The 13,990-nt window shown below is 36.0% G+C and carries 16 protein-coding genes and 1 pseudogene; 3 read left to right on the top strand and 14 right to left on the bottom strand.

Features of this window, described 5'->3' with window-relative positions:
- Positions 1-2: 2 nt before the first annotated feature.
- The 4 genes from AAIE21_RS11355 to AAIE21_RS11340 form a co-directional block, all read right to left on the bottom strand.
- Positions 3-467 carry a DinB family protein gene (locus AAIE21_RS11355; protein WP_343266859.1) on the bottom strand — a complete coding sequence of 155 codons (465 nt, stop codon included), beginning with the start codon at positions 465-467 and terminating at the stop codon, positions 3-5.
- A 15-nt stretch (positions 468-482) separates the two neighbouring features.
- Positions 483-1,217, bottom strand: a complete 735-nt coding sequence (locus tag AAIE21_RS11350) for an alpha/beta fold hydrolase (protein WP_343266858.1) — start codon at positions 1,215-1,217, stop codon at positions 483-485.
- A gap of 219 nt (positions 1,218-1,436) precedes the next feature.
- Positions 1,437-1,961, bottom strand: coding sequence for a GNAT family N-acetyltransferase (locus tag AAIE21_RS11345; protein ID WP_343266857.1), 525 nt, complete (start codon positions 1,959-1,961; stop codon positions 1,437-1,439).
- A gap of 46 nt (positions 1,962-2,007) precedes the next feature.
- Positions 2,008-2,628 (bottom strand): flavin reductase family protein, encoded by a 621-nt coding sequence (locus AAIE21_RS11340; protein ID WP_343266856.1) that lies wholly within the window; start codon positions 2,626-2,628, stop codon positions 2,008-2,010.
- Positions 2,629-2,723: 95 nt separating this feature from the next.
- On the opposite strand from AAIE21_RS11340, the gene AAIE21_RS11335 reads away from it, so the two are divergent.
- Positions 2,724-3,404, top strand: a complete 681-nt coding sequence (locus AAIE21_RS11335; protein WP_343266855.1) for an ArsR/SmtB family transcription factor — start codon at positions 2,724-2,726, stop codon at positions 3,402-3,404.
- A 60-nt stretch (positions 3,405-3,464) separates the two neighbouring features.
- Here the strand turns inward: AAIE21_RS11335 and AAIE21_RS11330 are convergent, their stop codons facing one another.
- The 10 genes from AAIE21_RS11330 to AAIE21_RS11285 form a co-directional block, all read right to left on the bottom strand.
- A complete protein-coding gene (locus AAIE21_RS11330) occupies positions 3,465-3,638 on the bottom strand; it encodes a hypothetical protein (protein WP_343266854.1) in 174 nt (57 codons plus the stop codon).
- A gap of 17 nt (positions 3,639-3,655) precedes the next feature.
- Positions 3,656-3,829 carry a hypothetical protein gene (locus AAIE21_RS11325; protein ID WP_343266853.1) on the bottom strand — a complete coding sequence of 58 codons (174 nt, stop codon included), beginning with the start codon at positions 3,827-3,829 and terminating at the stop codon, positions 3,656-3,658.
- Between the two features lie 152 nt (positions 3,830-3,981).
- Positions 3,982-5,922 carry an AMP-binding protein gene (locus tag AAIE21_RS11320; RefSeq protein WP_343266852.1) on the bottom strand — a complete coding sequence of 647 codons (1,941 nt, stop codon included), beginning with the start codon at positions 5,920-5,922 and terminating at the stop codon, positions 3,982-3,984.
- 48 nt (positions 5,923-5,970) lie between these two features.
- Complete coding sequence (locus AAIE21_RS11315; RefSeq protein ID WP_343266851.1) at positions 5,971-7,512, bottom strand: acyl-CoA carboxylase subunit beta; 1,542 nt, start codon at positions 7,510-7,512, stop codon at positions 5,971-5,973.
- Between the two features lie 2 nt (positions 7,513-7,514).
- On the bottom strand, positions 7,515-8,303 hold the full coding sequence (locus tag AAIE21_RS11310; RefSeq protein ID WP_343266850.1) for an enoyl-CoA hydratase: 789 nt from the start codon (positions 8,301-8,303) through the stop codon (positions 7,515-7,517).
- Positions 8,304-8,307: 4 nt separating this feature from the next.
- Positions 8,308-9,219, bottom strand: a complete 912-nt coding sequence (locus AAIE21_RS11305; protein WP_343266849.1) for a hydroxymethylglutaryl-CoA lyase — start codon at positions 9,217-9,219, stop codon at positions 8,308-8,310.
- A 22-nt stretch (positions 9,220-9,241) separates the two neighbouring features.
- On the bottom strand, positions 9,242-9,457 hold the full coding sequence (locus AAIE21_RS11300) for an acetyl-CoA carboxylase biotin carboxyl carrier protein subunit (RefSeq protein ID WP_002056745.1): 216 nt from the start codon (positions 9,455-9,457) through the stop codon (positions 9,242-9,244).
- 27 nt (positions 9,458-9,484) lie between these two features.
- A complete protein-coding gene (locus AAIE21_RS11295; RefSeq protein WP_343266848.1) occupies positions 9,485-10,822 on the bottom strand; it encodes an acetyl-CoA carboxylase biotin carboxylase subunit in 1,338 nt (445 codons plus the stop codon).
- Positions 10,823-10,836: 14 nt separating this feature from the next.
- Positions 10,837-11,982 (bottom strand): acyl-CoA dehydrogenase, encoded by a 1,146-nt coding sequence (locus AAIE21_RS11290; RefSeq protein WP_343266847.1) that lies wholly within the window; start codon positions 11,980-11,982, stop codon positions 10,837-10,839.
- Between the two features lie 215 nt (positions 11,983-12,197).
- A complete protein-coding gene (locus AAIE21_RS11285; protein ID WP_343266846.1) occupies positions 12,198-13,166 on the bottom strand; it encodes a YbgA family protein in 969 nt (322 codons plus the stop codon).
- A gap of 433 nt (positions 13,167-13,599) precedes the next feature.
- Between AAIE21_RS11285 and AAIE21_RS11280 the strand changes: the two are divergent.
- A pseudogene (locus AAIE21_RS11280) lies at positions 13,600-13,692 on the top strand (TIGR04197 family type VII secretion effector); the annotation flags it as partial.
- Positions 13,679-13,990: a colicin gene (locus tag AAIE21_RS11275; protein WP_343266845.1), complete on the top strand. Its 312-nt coding sequence runs from the start codon at positions 13,679-13,681 to the stop codon at positions 13,988-13,990. The pseudogene AAIE21_RS11280 and the gene AAIE21_RS11275, both read left to right, overlap by 14 nt.

Genomic DNA, 13,990 nt, shown 5'->3' with positions numbered 1-13,990 from the left:
GTTTACTCCATTAAACCTCTTCTAATTAAATTTGCTGAAACAGGCTGAAGATTCAACTCTCTTGCCCAAATAGATAATTGACCAATATGATGGATTTCATGTGCAATTACATGACGTACTATCTCACCGTATTTAAACGTTTCATTAGTCCACGAGGCTGTTAATATTTTATCCTCTAAATTACTTGACCATGTTTGTAAAAAAGATTTCATTTCATTTTTAAAGGAATCCGAAAGTTCCTTCACTTTTTCAAGTGATTGATAGTCTTGAAATTGCAGATCCAAATCATCTTCTCCTTGAAGAGCACGTATCCAGCTATATTCTACATCTACAATATGAAACAAAGTTTCGAAAATACTCCCTACTCCTCCAACATGTTTACAGAGTAAATCATCTTCCGAAAGGTGTTTGCACCATTCAAACCATTGATCTCTTACTTGCCAATTGTATCGAAATAAAGTTTTCAATCAAATTCGCTCCTTTTACATATGAGATAGTACCCACCTAGCAGCCTCTATCACATACTCAGGCTCATCTCTTTGAATATAATGACCGCTATTAGGTGCAATAATCAATCTATGGTTATTTGATAATTGTAATAATTCTTTTTGCATTTGTAACCACTTTACTTGAGCTTCAGAAGAATAAAATGCTTTTTTTCCAGCAGCAACTATAACGAGTGGAATATTCCCTATTGATTTACAATGAAGACCTGCCTCATATAAGCTGCTCATAAACTCTTCATAAGTGCCTTCATATATAAATTGTTTATAATATGCTTCTTGAAATTCAGGTGACATTATGGGTAAAAAATCATCTCTATAGTTTTCCGGCGTTGAATCTATTAATATTAACCCTGCAGTTTCTTCTGGATAAAAGGAAGCAAATAACCTTACATTGATGCCACCAAACGAATGCCCTATAAGTATGTAGGGTGGTTTTAACTGTAATTGTTGCAATAACTCTTTTAATTCTTTTACCATTTCAGAGCTAATACGTGCATTTGGACTTTTTTCACTTTTCCCTAAACCAGCTCGGTCATATAAAAGTACTGTCCCGTATTCTATAATTCTCTCCGCAACTTGATACCAAGCTTTTGAATAATCACCGTATCCAGCATCCATGATAATTACTGGACTATCCTTCTTCCCTTTTATTACTTTTGTATATAATGCAACCCCATCTATATTTACATATTTTTCGTATTCTTTGCTCATATTCATTTTCTTACTAGAACATCTCCTTTTTTATACGTACCCAGTCAATACCGTGATATCACTTACACAGAAAATTCTTTTAATTTATAATACTATTATCTATAAAGGTGCTATCTAAGAACATAACAACGGAATATTCGCTTTAAAGATAGCTATATTTTTATACCTAATACTTTAGAAGAAACCGAATTTTGAAGTAAGAGAATTCTATTCGGAAACTTAGTTAAACCATTCATGTTTTAAAATACGCATTTCCCAAAGATTCCAATACTCATCTCCTATTTTTCTAGCATCTTTTAATAGCCTTTCTTTTGCAAAACCCACTCTTTCATAGCATACGATAGCTGATGCATTAAAATCAAATACGCCAAGAGAAACTCTATATAGATCTAATTGTTCAAAGGCAACTTTAAGTACCTCTTCCATCATCTTTTTCCCAACAGACTTCCCCCTCATACTGGTATCACCAACTAAAACTTTTCCAATTCTTGCAGATTTATTTACACGGTCAATTTTCCCAAGTGAAATATGTCCTATAACCTTTCTGGTTTCTTTATCTATCACTTTATATACAAATGTATTTGCGTTCTCATCATTTGCATTTTCTATATACTTCTCTAATTGTTTTTCCTGCAATGGATATGAAAATACCGGTCCTCCCCATTGTAATAAAAATTTCTCTGAATCAATCCAATCTATTAATTGTTTAAAATCGCTTCTTTCGAAATATTTAAGTTCAATCATTTTCTCTTACACCTCTTCATTCCATGTAACTTGAAAACACGCATTATTAACTTTCTGCTCGATAATTCTTCCCTAACTCTTTTCCTTTTGAAAAATAATGTCTAAAATTATAAAATAACGGACTCCATTTTTGTGGGTTTATATGATTTTCTCCTTTTATAATCTCTTCATGTGCATGTACACGAATAACTTCGGTTTCAACAATTGCAAAGAAAGGATCATATTCAGGAATTCGAATATCTTTTACCTTCGCTTCAATTTGTAGTGGACATTCTTGAATACGCTGTGGCTTTACGAATTGTGAATCAAATGGTGTAAAACCCGCTATTGTAAATTTATCTTTTTGATATGTATATCCCATTTCTTGTTTATAGACCGGGATATTTTCCTTTCCTGTATAAGGCGCAATTTTTTCTACTTGCTCCCACTGCAATGAAGAAGGTAAATTAATTACACACTCTCTGTTTCTTTCAAGATTCTCAATTGATTTTCCTCCAAGTCCAACACCTAAAATAATATAGTTACCTAAAGCCCATGAAGAAGACATTGGACTTATATTTGTTGTTCCATCTTCATTTAATGTTGATAATAAATAAATTGGCATTCCGTAATATAAAATTTTAGGTTTAATTTCTTTACAGGAACCTTGTTGAAATGTAAAATCCATAAAATCACTCCTATTCTTATTACTCCATTTACATTGTAAAACACAAATAATTCCATTATCATCGAAATATGGATGTAAAATAAGGAGTGATACAAATGAATGTAAATGTAGCAAAAATAGCTGCTCTTATTAGTGATACATCACGTGCAACAATTCTAGTTCAACTTTTGGATGGACGTCCACATCCAGCTACTGAACTAGCTCACATAGCGAAAATCAAACCACAAACAGCCAGTTTTCATCTTCAAAAATTATATGAAGCGCAGATTGTTGAGATTGAAAAACACGGTAGACATCGTTATTACAAAATAGCCAATTATGAAATCGCAGAATCACTAGAAAAAATACTATATTTAGCCCCTCCAGAACCCATTCGATCCTTTAAACAATCAAAAGAGTCTAAAGAAATTCAATATGCCAGAACTTGCTATGACCACTTAGCTGGAAAATTAGGTGTTGAAATTACAAAATCACTTTTAGACAATGAAATATTAATCAAAGATGGTTTACAATTTAAAGTAACGAAAAATGGACAAGAATTCTTTGAAAGTTTTGGTATTGATTTAGATTCATTACATAAAAAAAGAAGGTTTTTTTCAAAATGTTGCTTAGACTGGAGTGAAAGGCAGCATCATATAGCGGGATCTTTAGGGAACGCGATTTTGGAGAAAATGTTAAATGAAAATTGGATTGCTAGAGCTGAACACTCAAGAGCGATACACATCACTCCATTAGGAAAGAGAAAAATATATGAGACTTTTTCAATACATATGTAATGTCTGGTGCTCATTACAAATTATTAAAAGGCTGCCCTAAGTAGAGCAGCCTTTTATCAACTAAATCGCACTTGGTCTTGAGAACGACTCAATTTCGCAAACCGAAACTGTTGTCCGTGTAGTAGTTGCAGCATCAACAACATCAACAGTGTCACATGATACAGCCGCAACAGTACCAGTCACTGTAGCACCACTTTTAGTAGTAATTGTTACGACAATACCTGTACCTATCAAAGCTCTAAGTCTCTTAACTAGACCTGTTGTGCAACAACAATCGCATTTTTCATTTTGATCCTTTTTGCACTTCTTAAATTCTTTCCAGCAGTCATCATCATGATCATTCCAACATGAAGAATGTCTTTTTGAATCGCTACACTTAGAATATTTTTTTTCATACCAACCTTCACGACAACCCATAATTTCACCCCTTTATCCTTTTACTATAAGTTATGTAAAAAGAAATAAAGTGATAGAGACAAACACATAGATACCAGAAAACAAACAACTGTCCTATACTTTGTTTAAAATAGAGACAATAAAAAAATGAGCTCTTTATAAAGAACTCATTTTTTTATTCTTATATTTGTTTAGCTTTTAATCCTTGAATATATGAAACAACCTCTGGATTTACTAAAGAAGATAAATCACCCAGTTCCTTTCCTAAATACGCCGCTTTAATTACTCGTCTCATCACTTTTGAATTGCGCGTTTTCGGCAAATCTTCTACAACATGAATATCTTTTGGACATAACGCCTTTCCAATATGTGAATTTACTAAATTCATCAGCTCTTTTTTGAGTTCCGTTGTAAATATTGTCCCTTCTCGTAAAACAACGAAACAGTGACAAACCTCGCCCTTCACATCATCTGGTACACCTATTGCTGCTGCTTCGATTACATCATGGTGCTTTACAATAATCGATTCATATTCAGCTGGTCCGATACGCTTCCCAGCAATATTTAATGTATCATCAGAACGTCCTGTAATAATATATTGCTCTCCGTCATAGATTACCCAATCACCATGTACCCATTTATTTCCAAAACGTGACCAATACGTATTGACATAGCGTTCGTCATCTTCCCAGAAACTTTTCGTCATTCCAACCCATGGTTTTTCTAAACATAATTCTCCAACTTCATCACGGATTGGACTACCTTGTTCATCTAATACAACCGCTGCCATTCCAGGTAAAGGTGCATTAAAACTAATCGGTGCAATTGGTTTAACTAGGACATTCCCAAATATTCCTCCAGAAATTTCTGTTCCACCTGAATAGTTACAAATTGGCACTTTCCCTTTTCCAACTGTTTCAAAAAGCCACATCCAAGGATCTGGATTCCAAGGTTCACCCGTTGATGCGAATACTTCTAAACTTTCTAGAGCGTGTCTCTTTACATATTCATCACCTTTTGCCATCAGTGCTCGAATTAATGTTGGTGAAATTCCAAGGTGCGTAATTTGGTATCGATCAACCGTTTCCCATAAGCGATCTGCTTCCGGATAGTCAGGAACCCCTTCGTACATGACCATTGTAGCCCCATTAATAAGAGAGCCGAATAATAAAAACGGTCCCATCATCCAGCCCATATCAGTCACCCATAATACACGGTCACCTTGCTTAATATTCATACCAAATCCTGCATCAAATGCCGATTTCAGAGGGAACCCAGCATGCGTGTGAACCGTTCCTTTTGGCTTACCAGTAGTCCCAGATGTATAAATGAGCATAAGCGGGTCATCACTTTTCATTTCTTCAGCATGTGTAAATGGTTTTTCTTTTTCTAAAACACTCCATGAAATGTCATAATGATGAGGTGTAAAATCATTTCCAGCATGGCGAACAATAACAACTTTCTCAACAGATGGACATTGTTCACACGCTTTATCTACTTCATCTTTCAAAGAAACAACTTTACCGCGGCGTGAGAATCCATCGGCTGTAATAATCATTTTTGATCCTGCAGCTTGTACACGCGTCATGACTGCATCAGATGCGAACCCAGAAAAAATCGGGGAAATAATCGCACCGATTTTCATTACTGCTAGCATGGCAACAACTGTTTCTGGGATCATCGGCATATAAATCGTTACACGGTCACCTTTCTCAATTCCAGAATGCTTGAGTCCATTAGCAACTCGGCTCACCCAGCTATCAAGCTCTTCATATGTAAATGATTTTGTTGTTCCGTTTTCCCCTTCATACATGAGGGCAGGTTGTTGTTTTGTCTCTTCATCTGCAAGCCAACGAGATAATACAGATTCTACCACATTGCATGTCCCATCCTTATACCACTGTGCAAACGGTGTACCGTTTGCTAAATCTAATACTTCTGTATATGGTTTCATCCATTGATAGCCAACTGCACGTTCTGCTTCTCCCCAAAACCATGCAGTTTCTTCAATTGACTTATCATAAAATGCTTCATAATCTTCATAACCAAGCGATTTCATCCACCCGTATAAACGTGTTTTATCTTTATATTCTTCTGTTGGAAACCAAACGGCTTGCTTCAATGTTTTCCCCTCCTCATTTTTCGAACAAGAAAGTCCTAAATAGGGCTTTTATACTGGATAAACTGGATGTTTTCGATCTGTAAACACTTGATATTTACTCATGTACATGTCAAAGCGTTTCTTTAACTCTTCGCGTAAATCATTCGGATGAACAATACCATCAATCACCATTTCAGATGCTAAACGGTAAATATCAATATCTTGTTTATACTCTTCACGTTTTTCTGCGATAAAGCTTGCACGTTCTTCTTCTGGCAACGCTGCAATTTTGTTTGCATATACCGCATTAACGGCAGCTTCAGGTCCCATTACAGCAATAGAAGCCGTCGGCAATGCAAGACAGCAATCAGGTTCGAAAGCTGGGCCTGCCATTGCATATAGACCAGCACCATATGCTTTACGAACAACGATTGAAATTTTCGGTACTGTCGCTTCACTCATTGCAGAAATCATTTTCGCACCGTGACGAATAATACCGGCTCTCTCAACTTTCGTTCCAATCATAAATCCAGGTACATCGGCAAGGAATAATAATGGAATATGATACGCATCACATAAATTAATAAACTTCGCTGCTTTATCGGCAGAATCGTGGAATAATACGCCGCCCTTCATGCGTGGTTGGTTTGCGACGATACCAATAGGGTTCCCATCGATTCTTCCTAATCCTGTAATAAGTTCTTGTGCAAATAATTTTTTCACTTCAAAGAAAGAACCTTCATCGATAATACGATTAATAAGATCTTTCATATTAAAAGGTGCATTTTGATTTTCTGGGATAATTTGTTCTAACGTTTTTTCGAACTGCTTTGGTTCTTGAGGTGTTACCTTAGGAGCATTTTCTTGATAATTACTTGGAAAGTAAGAAATATATTGTCTTGCCTGAGCGATTGCATCTTCTTCAGTCTTACATAAAACATCACCGCATCCTGATACGGAGCAATGCATGCGAGCGCCACCCATTTCTTCTAGTGTTACTTTTTCACCAATAACCATCTCAGCCATACGCGGAGAGCCTAAATACATAGAAGCATTTCCTTCCACCATCATGACAACGTCACAGAAAGCAGGAATATAAGCACCTCCAGCTGCTGATGGACCAAATAGTAAACAAATTTGTGGTACCTTACCTGATAGCTTCACTTGGTTATAAAAAATGCGTCCTGCGCCACGGCGGCCTGGGAACATTTCAACTTGGTCAGTAATACGCGCACCTGCAGAATCAACGAGATAGAAAAGTGGCACACGTAATTTTTCAGCTGTTTCTTGGATCCGTAAAATCTTTTCAACAGTGCGAGAACCCCATGATCCTGCCTTAACTGTTGAATCATTTGCCATAACACATACAGTACGGCCATGTATTTTTCCTGTTGCTGTTACAACACCATCCGCCGGTAAGCCTGTTTGCTCACAATTTGCAAATAATGCATCTTCTACATATTCACCATTATCAAATAGAAGAGCTAAGCGATCTCGAACAAAGATTTTTCCTTTCGCTTTATTTTGCTCATGATATTTCGGTGCTCCGCCTTGTTTAATTGTTTCAACACGTTCTGTAAACGAATTCGATTGTTGTTTTTGATCTAGCACATTTATTCCCCCTTATACATCGGTTTACGTTTTTCCTGAAATGCTTGTAATCCTTCTAATCGATCTTTCGTATGAATTACGCCTTCATATGCTTGCTTTTCCATTTGTAATCCGGTATGCAAATCTACTTGTATACCGTTTGAGATTGCTTGTTTTGCTAATCGAACAGCAATCGGGCCGTTACTAGCAATGCGTTCTGCTATTTCAATTGCTTTTTCTTCTAGTAAGTTAGCTGGTACCACAAACTCTACCATTCCATATTCCTTTGCTTCATACGCTGAAATACGTCTCGCTGTATAGATTAATTCTTTTGCTCTGCCGACACCAATTAGTCTTGGCAGACGCTGCGTACCACCAGCTCCTGGGATAATAGCTAAAGATGTTTCAGTAAGTCCAAGGCTTGCTGTTTCTGCTGCAATTCTAAAATCACACGCTAAACTTAATTCGGTACCACCACCAAGTGCAATTCCATTTATTGCAGCAATAACAGGTTGTGATAATTGCTCGACCATATCCATTGTAGAACGAATCATTCCAACTGCATGGCGTACTTGCTCCTCATTCATATTGGCACGTTCTTTTAAATCAGCTCCGGCACAAAATGATTTTTCACCAGCCCCCGTTAAAATAATGACACGAACATTAGTCTCTTCATTTAAATCGCTTAATGTAGACTGCAATTCTTCTAATAATGCAAGAGATAACGAGTTTGCTTGTCGCTGGCGATTTAATGTTATTTTTACGATATGCGGTGTTACATAATCTACTGAAATGTTTTGTAATTGTAGCATTTTATCACCTACTTATTGTTTTATGTTGCAATGCTTTATACACATGACTTGGCAATTGAATATTTAACTTACTTTGTATAAATTGACTAGCCTTTAATAGCTTTTCTTCATTTATATTTGTTTGTACGCCCATTTTATGGAGCATATGTACTAAATCATCCGTCGCCACATTTCCTGATGCTCCTGGTGCATAAGGACAACCACCAAGACCGCCACAAGAACTATCAAATGTCGTAACACCGTATTCCAATGACTGAACGACATTTGCAAGTGCCATCCCGTACGTATTATGAAAATGCATCGCAAATTGAGAAGAATCATATTTTTTAAGTAATTGTTCTAGTACACGCTCTACTTGCAATGGATTTGCTACACCAATCGTATCTCCAAGAGAAACTTCATAAATACCGTATGAAAAGAGTTGATTACATAGTTCATCTACAGCATCAATGCTCACGTCTCCTTCATAAGGACAACCAAAAACAGTAGAAACGTAACCTCTTACTCTTTTACCTGCGAACTGAGCTTGCTTTGTAATATCTTGCACGACAGATAATGCTTCATTAATAGACTTATTGATATTACTTTTATTATGTGACTCACTTGCTGATAAAAAAACATTCACCTCATCTACATTTTGCAAAAGAGCTCGTTCCAAACCATTTTGATTTGGAACAAGCGCAGCATATGTAACATCTGAATTCCGCTTTAACTCTGCAAATACATCACCCGCATCAGCTAAAGCAGGAACCCATTTTGGGTGAACGAAAGAGGAAACTTCAATATATGATAATCCAGCTTCTGAAAGTAATTGAATCCATTTCACTTTATCTTTTGTGCTAACAATTTTCTTTTCATTTTGCAAACCATCACGTGGTCCCACTTCTTTAATGACAGCAAAAGTTGGTAGCTTCAATACATTTCACCCCTTCTTCTCCCTATTCAATCTCTACCAATACATCTCCTTCATTTACAAAATCGCCCTCTTGCACATTAATTTTCATGACTGTGCCAGCTTCTTCTGAAACGATTGGAATTTCCATTTTCATAGATTCCAAAATGACGACATCCTGTTCTTCTTCTACTGTATCTCCTACTCCCACAACAATCTTCCAAACATTTCCTGCCATCGATGCATACACTTTTGTCATCATTTTTTCCCCCTTTAATATTCATGAACCTTATTTTTTTACAAGTTGTTTTGTTACAAAACCTGTTGTATAAATACCACTTTGGAAGACTTCATCTTCTAGCACTTGCAATAGCATGGATGTATTTGTCTTAATACCTGCTACTTTCAAGTTTTGAAGTGCATCCTGTAATTTTTTAATTGCTTCTTCACGCGTTTCACCATGAGCAATTACTTTTGCAATCATCGGATCATAAAACGGTGTAATTGTCACATTATTTTCTAAAAAGTGATCAATGCGCACAGTTTCTGGTAACGTTAGATCCGTAATCTTCCCAGGTGATGGAAAGAATGTTTTTGGGTCTTCCGCATAAATACGTGCTTCAATGGCATGACCGCTAAGATTGATATCCTCCTGTGTAAAGGAGAGTTTGTCACCAGATGCAATGAGTAATTGTTGTTCTACAAGGTCTAGTCCAGTAATTTCTTCTGTAACAGGATGCTCCACTTGTAATCTTGTATTCATTTCTAAGAAATAGAAGTTTTTCTTATCATCTACAAGAAATTCAACAGTACCTGCATTTGTATAACCAAGAGCTTTTGCCGCTTGTACAGCAACTTCTCCCATTGCCTTACGTGTCTCTTCATCTAAAAATGGAGACGGTGCTTCTTCAATCACTTTTTGATTTCGGCGCTGTACAGAGCACTCCCGTTCCCATAAGTACACTGTATTTCCATGAGTATCAGCTAAAAGCTGAATTTCAATATGATGTGCATCTGCAATATATCGTTCTAAGTACATTTCACCATTACCAAAGAAGTTTTGCGCACGCGTTTTATTACTTTCAAACGCCTTGGTGAGCGTTTGCTCAGTTTCCATCAACTGCATTCCAATGCCTCCGCCGCCCGCGGATGCCTTCAACATTAATGGATAACCAATTTGTTTTGCGATTTCAATTGCTTCTTCAGCAGTTTCAATATTTGTTGTAATACCTGGTACAACTGGAACATTTGCTTCTTGCATTGCCAAACGTGATTCAATTTTGCTTCCCATCTTAGCAATAATTTCTTCAGAAGGACCGATAAATACAATTCCTTCTTCTTTACAGCGAATCGCAAAGGAAGGATTTTCTGACAATAATCCATACCCTGGATGAATCGCTTCCGCATTTGTTTTCTTAGCAATTTCAATTATCTTTTCAAGATTTAAATAACTCTCTTGAACACGCGGGCCACCAACTAAATACGCCTCATTTGCTAGTTTTACATGAAGAGCATTTTCATCTGCCTCGGAATAAATAGCAACGGTACGAATTCCAAGCTTTCGACAAGTTTTTATAATTCGAACTGCAATTTCTCCACGATTCGCAATTAATATTTTTTGAAACATAGTGAGTCCTCCTTTTATCTACACCCTAAATGTCTTGCGATTACGAGACGTTGAATTTCAGAAGTTCCTTCACCAATTTCTAAAAGTTTTGCATCACGAATATGACGCTCTACTTCATATTCACGCATATAACCATATCCACCGTGAATTTGCACGGCTTGATTCGCAATACGGCTTGCTGCTTCAGATGCAAATAATTTTGCCATAGCCGCTTCTTTACCAAAAGGTTTATCATGATCTTTTAACCAAGCTGCTTTATGTACTAAATTACGCGCCAATTCCACTTCAGTAGCCATATCTGCCAGTTTAAATTGAATCGCTTGGAAATTAGAAATCGTTTTTCCGAATTGTTGGCGCTCTTTTGCATATTGAAGTGCACGCTCAAAAGCAGACTGTGCAATCCCTACAGCTAATGCTGCAATTGAAATACGCCCTCCATCAAGTGTATATAAGAATTGCTTAAAGCCTTTATTTACATCACCAAGAATATTCTCTTTCGGTACACGAACGCTATCAAGTACGATTTCACAAGTATTAGAAGCGCGAACACCCATCTTATCGTATGGACTTGAAATCGTTAATCCTTCACTTGTTGTTGGTACAATAAATGCGGAAATACGTTTTTTTCCATTTCCTTCGACACCGTTGATAGCGGTTACAATAATTGTATTTGCATACTCAGCATTTGTGATCCAACACTTCTCACCGCTAATCACATATTCATCACCATCTAAAAACGCTTTTGTTTGTGTGCCACCTGCATCGGATCCAGCATTCGGCTCTGTTAAACCAAAAGCACCTAATGTTTTTCCTGATGCCATTGGAACTAAATACTTCTGCTTTTGTTCTTCTGTACCAAAGTAATAAATTGGAGAAGCACCTAATGAAATAGTTGCGGCATAACTTAAACCTGTACCGCCACAAGCACGGCCAATTTCTTCAACAGCTAATGCGTACGATAAAGTATCGCCACCAGAACCTCCATACTCTTCTGGGAATGGGATTCCTAACAAACCTAGTTCGCCCATTTTTTGAAACGTTTCATATGGAAATTCGGCTGTTTTGTCATAATACACAGCTTTTGGTGCGATTTCCTTTTCAGCAAAGTCACGTACCATTTCTTTAATCATTTGTTTTTCGCGAGTTAGAGTAAATTCCATTCCGCTATACACCCCTTATCGAATATTGAGTTTCGACAGCGTACGAGCCTGTACAACAAACATTGCTTTTTAAAAGACAAGAATAGTAGTTAGATAATTGTTATAATTCTGTCATAACTTAATTTTAAAACAGATTCTGTACTCATGCACAAAAAAATTCCTACATTGTTCTACAACAACATAGGAATAATCGTGTCGAATTATGCGATTTTTCTTTAATAATCTCTGCCTTTACCTGAATCTGATATTTCTACTAATGCTTCTGGATACGGTTCAAAATATGTCTGTCGTAATAAATAATTTTCTTCGAATCGAATCGCCCATGATTTTAAGATTGCAAGCAAACTGCTAAGTGGAATTTTCTTTTCAGCATACTTGTGAAGTAATTCCAAAAAATGCTCTTTTTCTTGTCTCTTTAACTTCGTTTTAAAGTATCCAAAAATATGCTCACATACATTTATATTCGATGTATAGCGCGGTGTGTGCATTAACAATTCATGCAAAGTCTTCTCATAATTTCCAAAAACAACTTCAACCTTTTCCTTTTTCTGATTCGCGATAATACGCCCTAATTCTTTCTGTTTCACTTGATTATATGCCATAAATAAATATTTATAAGCAGACTGAAAATTAATGAGATCTTTCAAGTCTCTATTATGTTTTAATGTTTTAAAATTAGCGATTGTAAACAGCCTAGTAAAGAAATGTTCGCGGATAATAAAATTCGACAATCTACCTTCTTCCTCTATTGCAATATGCGAAAATTTTTTTAATACAGCGCCACCAAACAAACCAGCACCCTTCTCTTTTACTGGTGATTTTTCATATCCTGTATAAATTTTCACATCTCTAGTTCCACAACTTGGAGAACGATTCTTTAAAATAAAACCATCAACATCTGGTAAAGAATTTAAAAATTGATCAAAAAAACTTTGCATTTTCTCTGTTACATCTTCTTTTGTTGAAGGTTGTACAAGTTTGTGAATTCCGCTATCTTCAACAACTCGAATCGTTTCACGAAGGATTCCTAATCCAATTTCTACTTCAGGACATACTGGAATAAATGTAACAAACGGTTGTAAATTTCGAATTGTAACATCAGAAATCATTTCCCCAGTATAACGACAAGCATCAAATTCTAGGCATTTACTTACAACAACTGTTGGTTTTGCAAATTGTCGCATTTTATTACCTCCGCAGCGTTAATCCGTATAATATAAATTGTACTACGATGAGTATTCTAAGCAAGGTTAGTTTGTATTGTCTCTTTTTATTATGACTATATATCAGTGACATATCAGCGATAATTTATATCTATTTCATATAAGTGTTAGCAAGTTCGTTTGCAAACTTGTTAGCACTTTTTTATATTTCTTCTTTATATATTCTTTTCTCCCTTTTTACCTCTATTATCTTAGCAGCCTGTTAAAAACTACGAGAAACACATATGGAATAAACTGTATTTTTCCAAGGAAACTTTAACCATTTATTATTATAATTATATCCGTAGTATTTTTTCCAGGAGTGTTCCTATGAAGAACAGTAAAATAATGGGCATACATACTAGGCACTCCCCTTCCTTAATACGTTCATAGAAATATAGAAAGGGTAAATGCGATGGGACAATTTTAAAGTAATTTTCAAGCGGCACAACAAATCGCTACGCAGATGAGAAATGCTTCGGATACAATCCAAAGTGCGACAAATAGATAACTTAAGAGGTAGAGAATTTAGTAATTTTGAGGCATTTAGAAAAGCTTTCTGGGAAGAATATTCAAAGTCAAGTTATGCAAATGAGTTTAGTAAATCTAACATTAAGAGAATGAGTAACGGATTAGCACCAAAAGCTCCAAAATCACAATATTATGGAAAACAAACAAGTTATGTTTTACATCATAGGAATCCTATTCACAATGGAGGAGGCGTTTATGATTTAGATAATATAGTAATATCTTCTCCAAGAATGCATCAAGAAATTTTAAGTAAGGGATTCCATTTTAATAAATAA

It is taken from the genome of Paenibacillus sp. 102 (assembly GCF_039549175.1).
In the GTDB taxonomy this organism is placed as follows: domain Bacteria; phylum Bacillota; class Bacilli; order Bacillales; family Bacillaceae_G; genus Bacillus_A.
This window is presented reverse-complemented; position numbering and strand designations above follow the sequence as displayed.

Bases quoted from the DNA above. Each gene is read 5' to 3' on its own strand.
- AAIE21_RS11310 (WP_343266850.1), bottom strand. From the start codon at position 8,303: ATGCTACAATTACAAAACATTTCAGTAGATTATGTAACACCGCATATC.
- AAIE21_RS11290 (WP_343266847.1), bottom strand. From the start codon at position 11,982: ATGGAATTTACTCTAACTCGCGAAAAACAAATGATTAAAGAAATGGTA.
- AAIE21_RS11345 (WP_343266857.1), bottom strand. From the start codon at position 1,961: ATGATTGAACTTAAATATTTCGAAAGAAGCGATTTTAAACAATTAATA.
- AAIE21_RS11285 (WP_343266846.1), bottom strand. From the start codon at position 13,166: ATGCGACAATTTGCAAAACCAACAGTTGTTGTAAGTAAATGCCTAGAA.
- AAIE21_RS11340 (WP_343266856.1), bottom strand. From the start codon at position 2,628: ATGGATTTTACATTTCAACAAGGTTCCTGTAAAGAAATTAAACCTAAA.
- AAIE21_RS11300 (WP_002056745.1), bottom strand. From the start codon at position 9,457: ATGATGACAAAAGTGTATGCATCGATGGCAGGAAATGTTTGGAAGATT.
- AAIE21_RS11335 (WP_343266855.1), top strand. From the start codon at position 2,724: ATGAATGTAAATGTAGCAAAAATAGCTGCTCTTATTAGTGATACATCA.
- AAIE21_RS11350 (WP_343266858.1), bottom strand. From the start codon at position 1,217: ATGAGCAAAGAATACGAAAAATATGTAAATATAGATGGGGTTGCATTA.
- AAIE21_RS11295 (WP_343266848.1), bottom strand. From the start codon at position 10,822: ATGTTTCAAAAAATATTAATTGCGAATCGTGGAGAAATTGCAGTTCGA.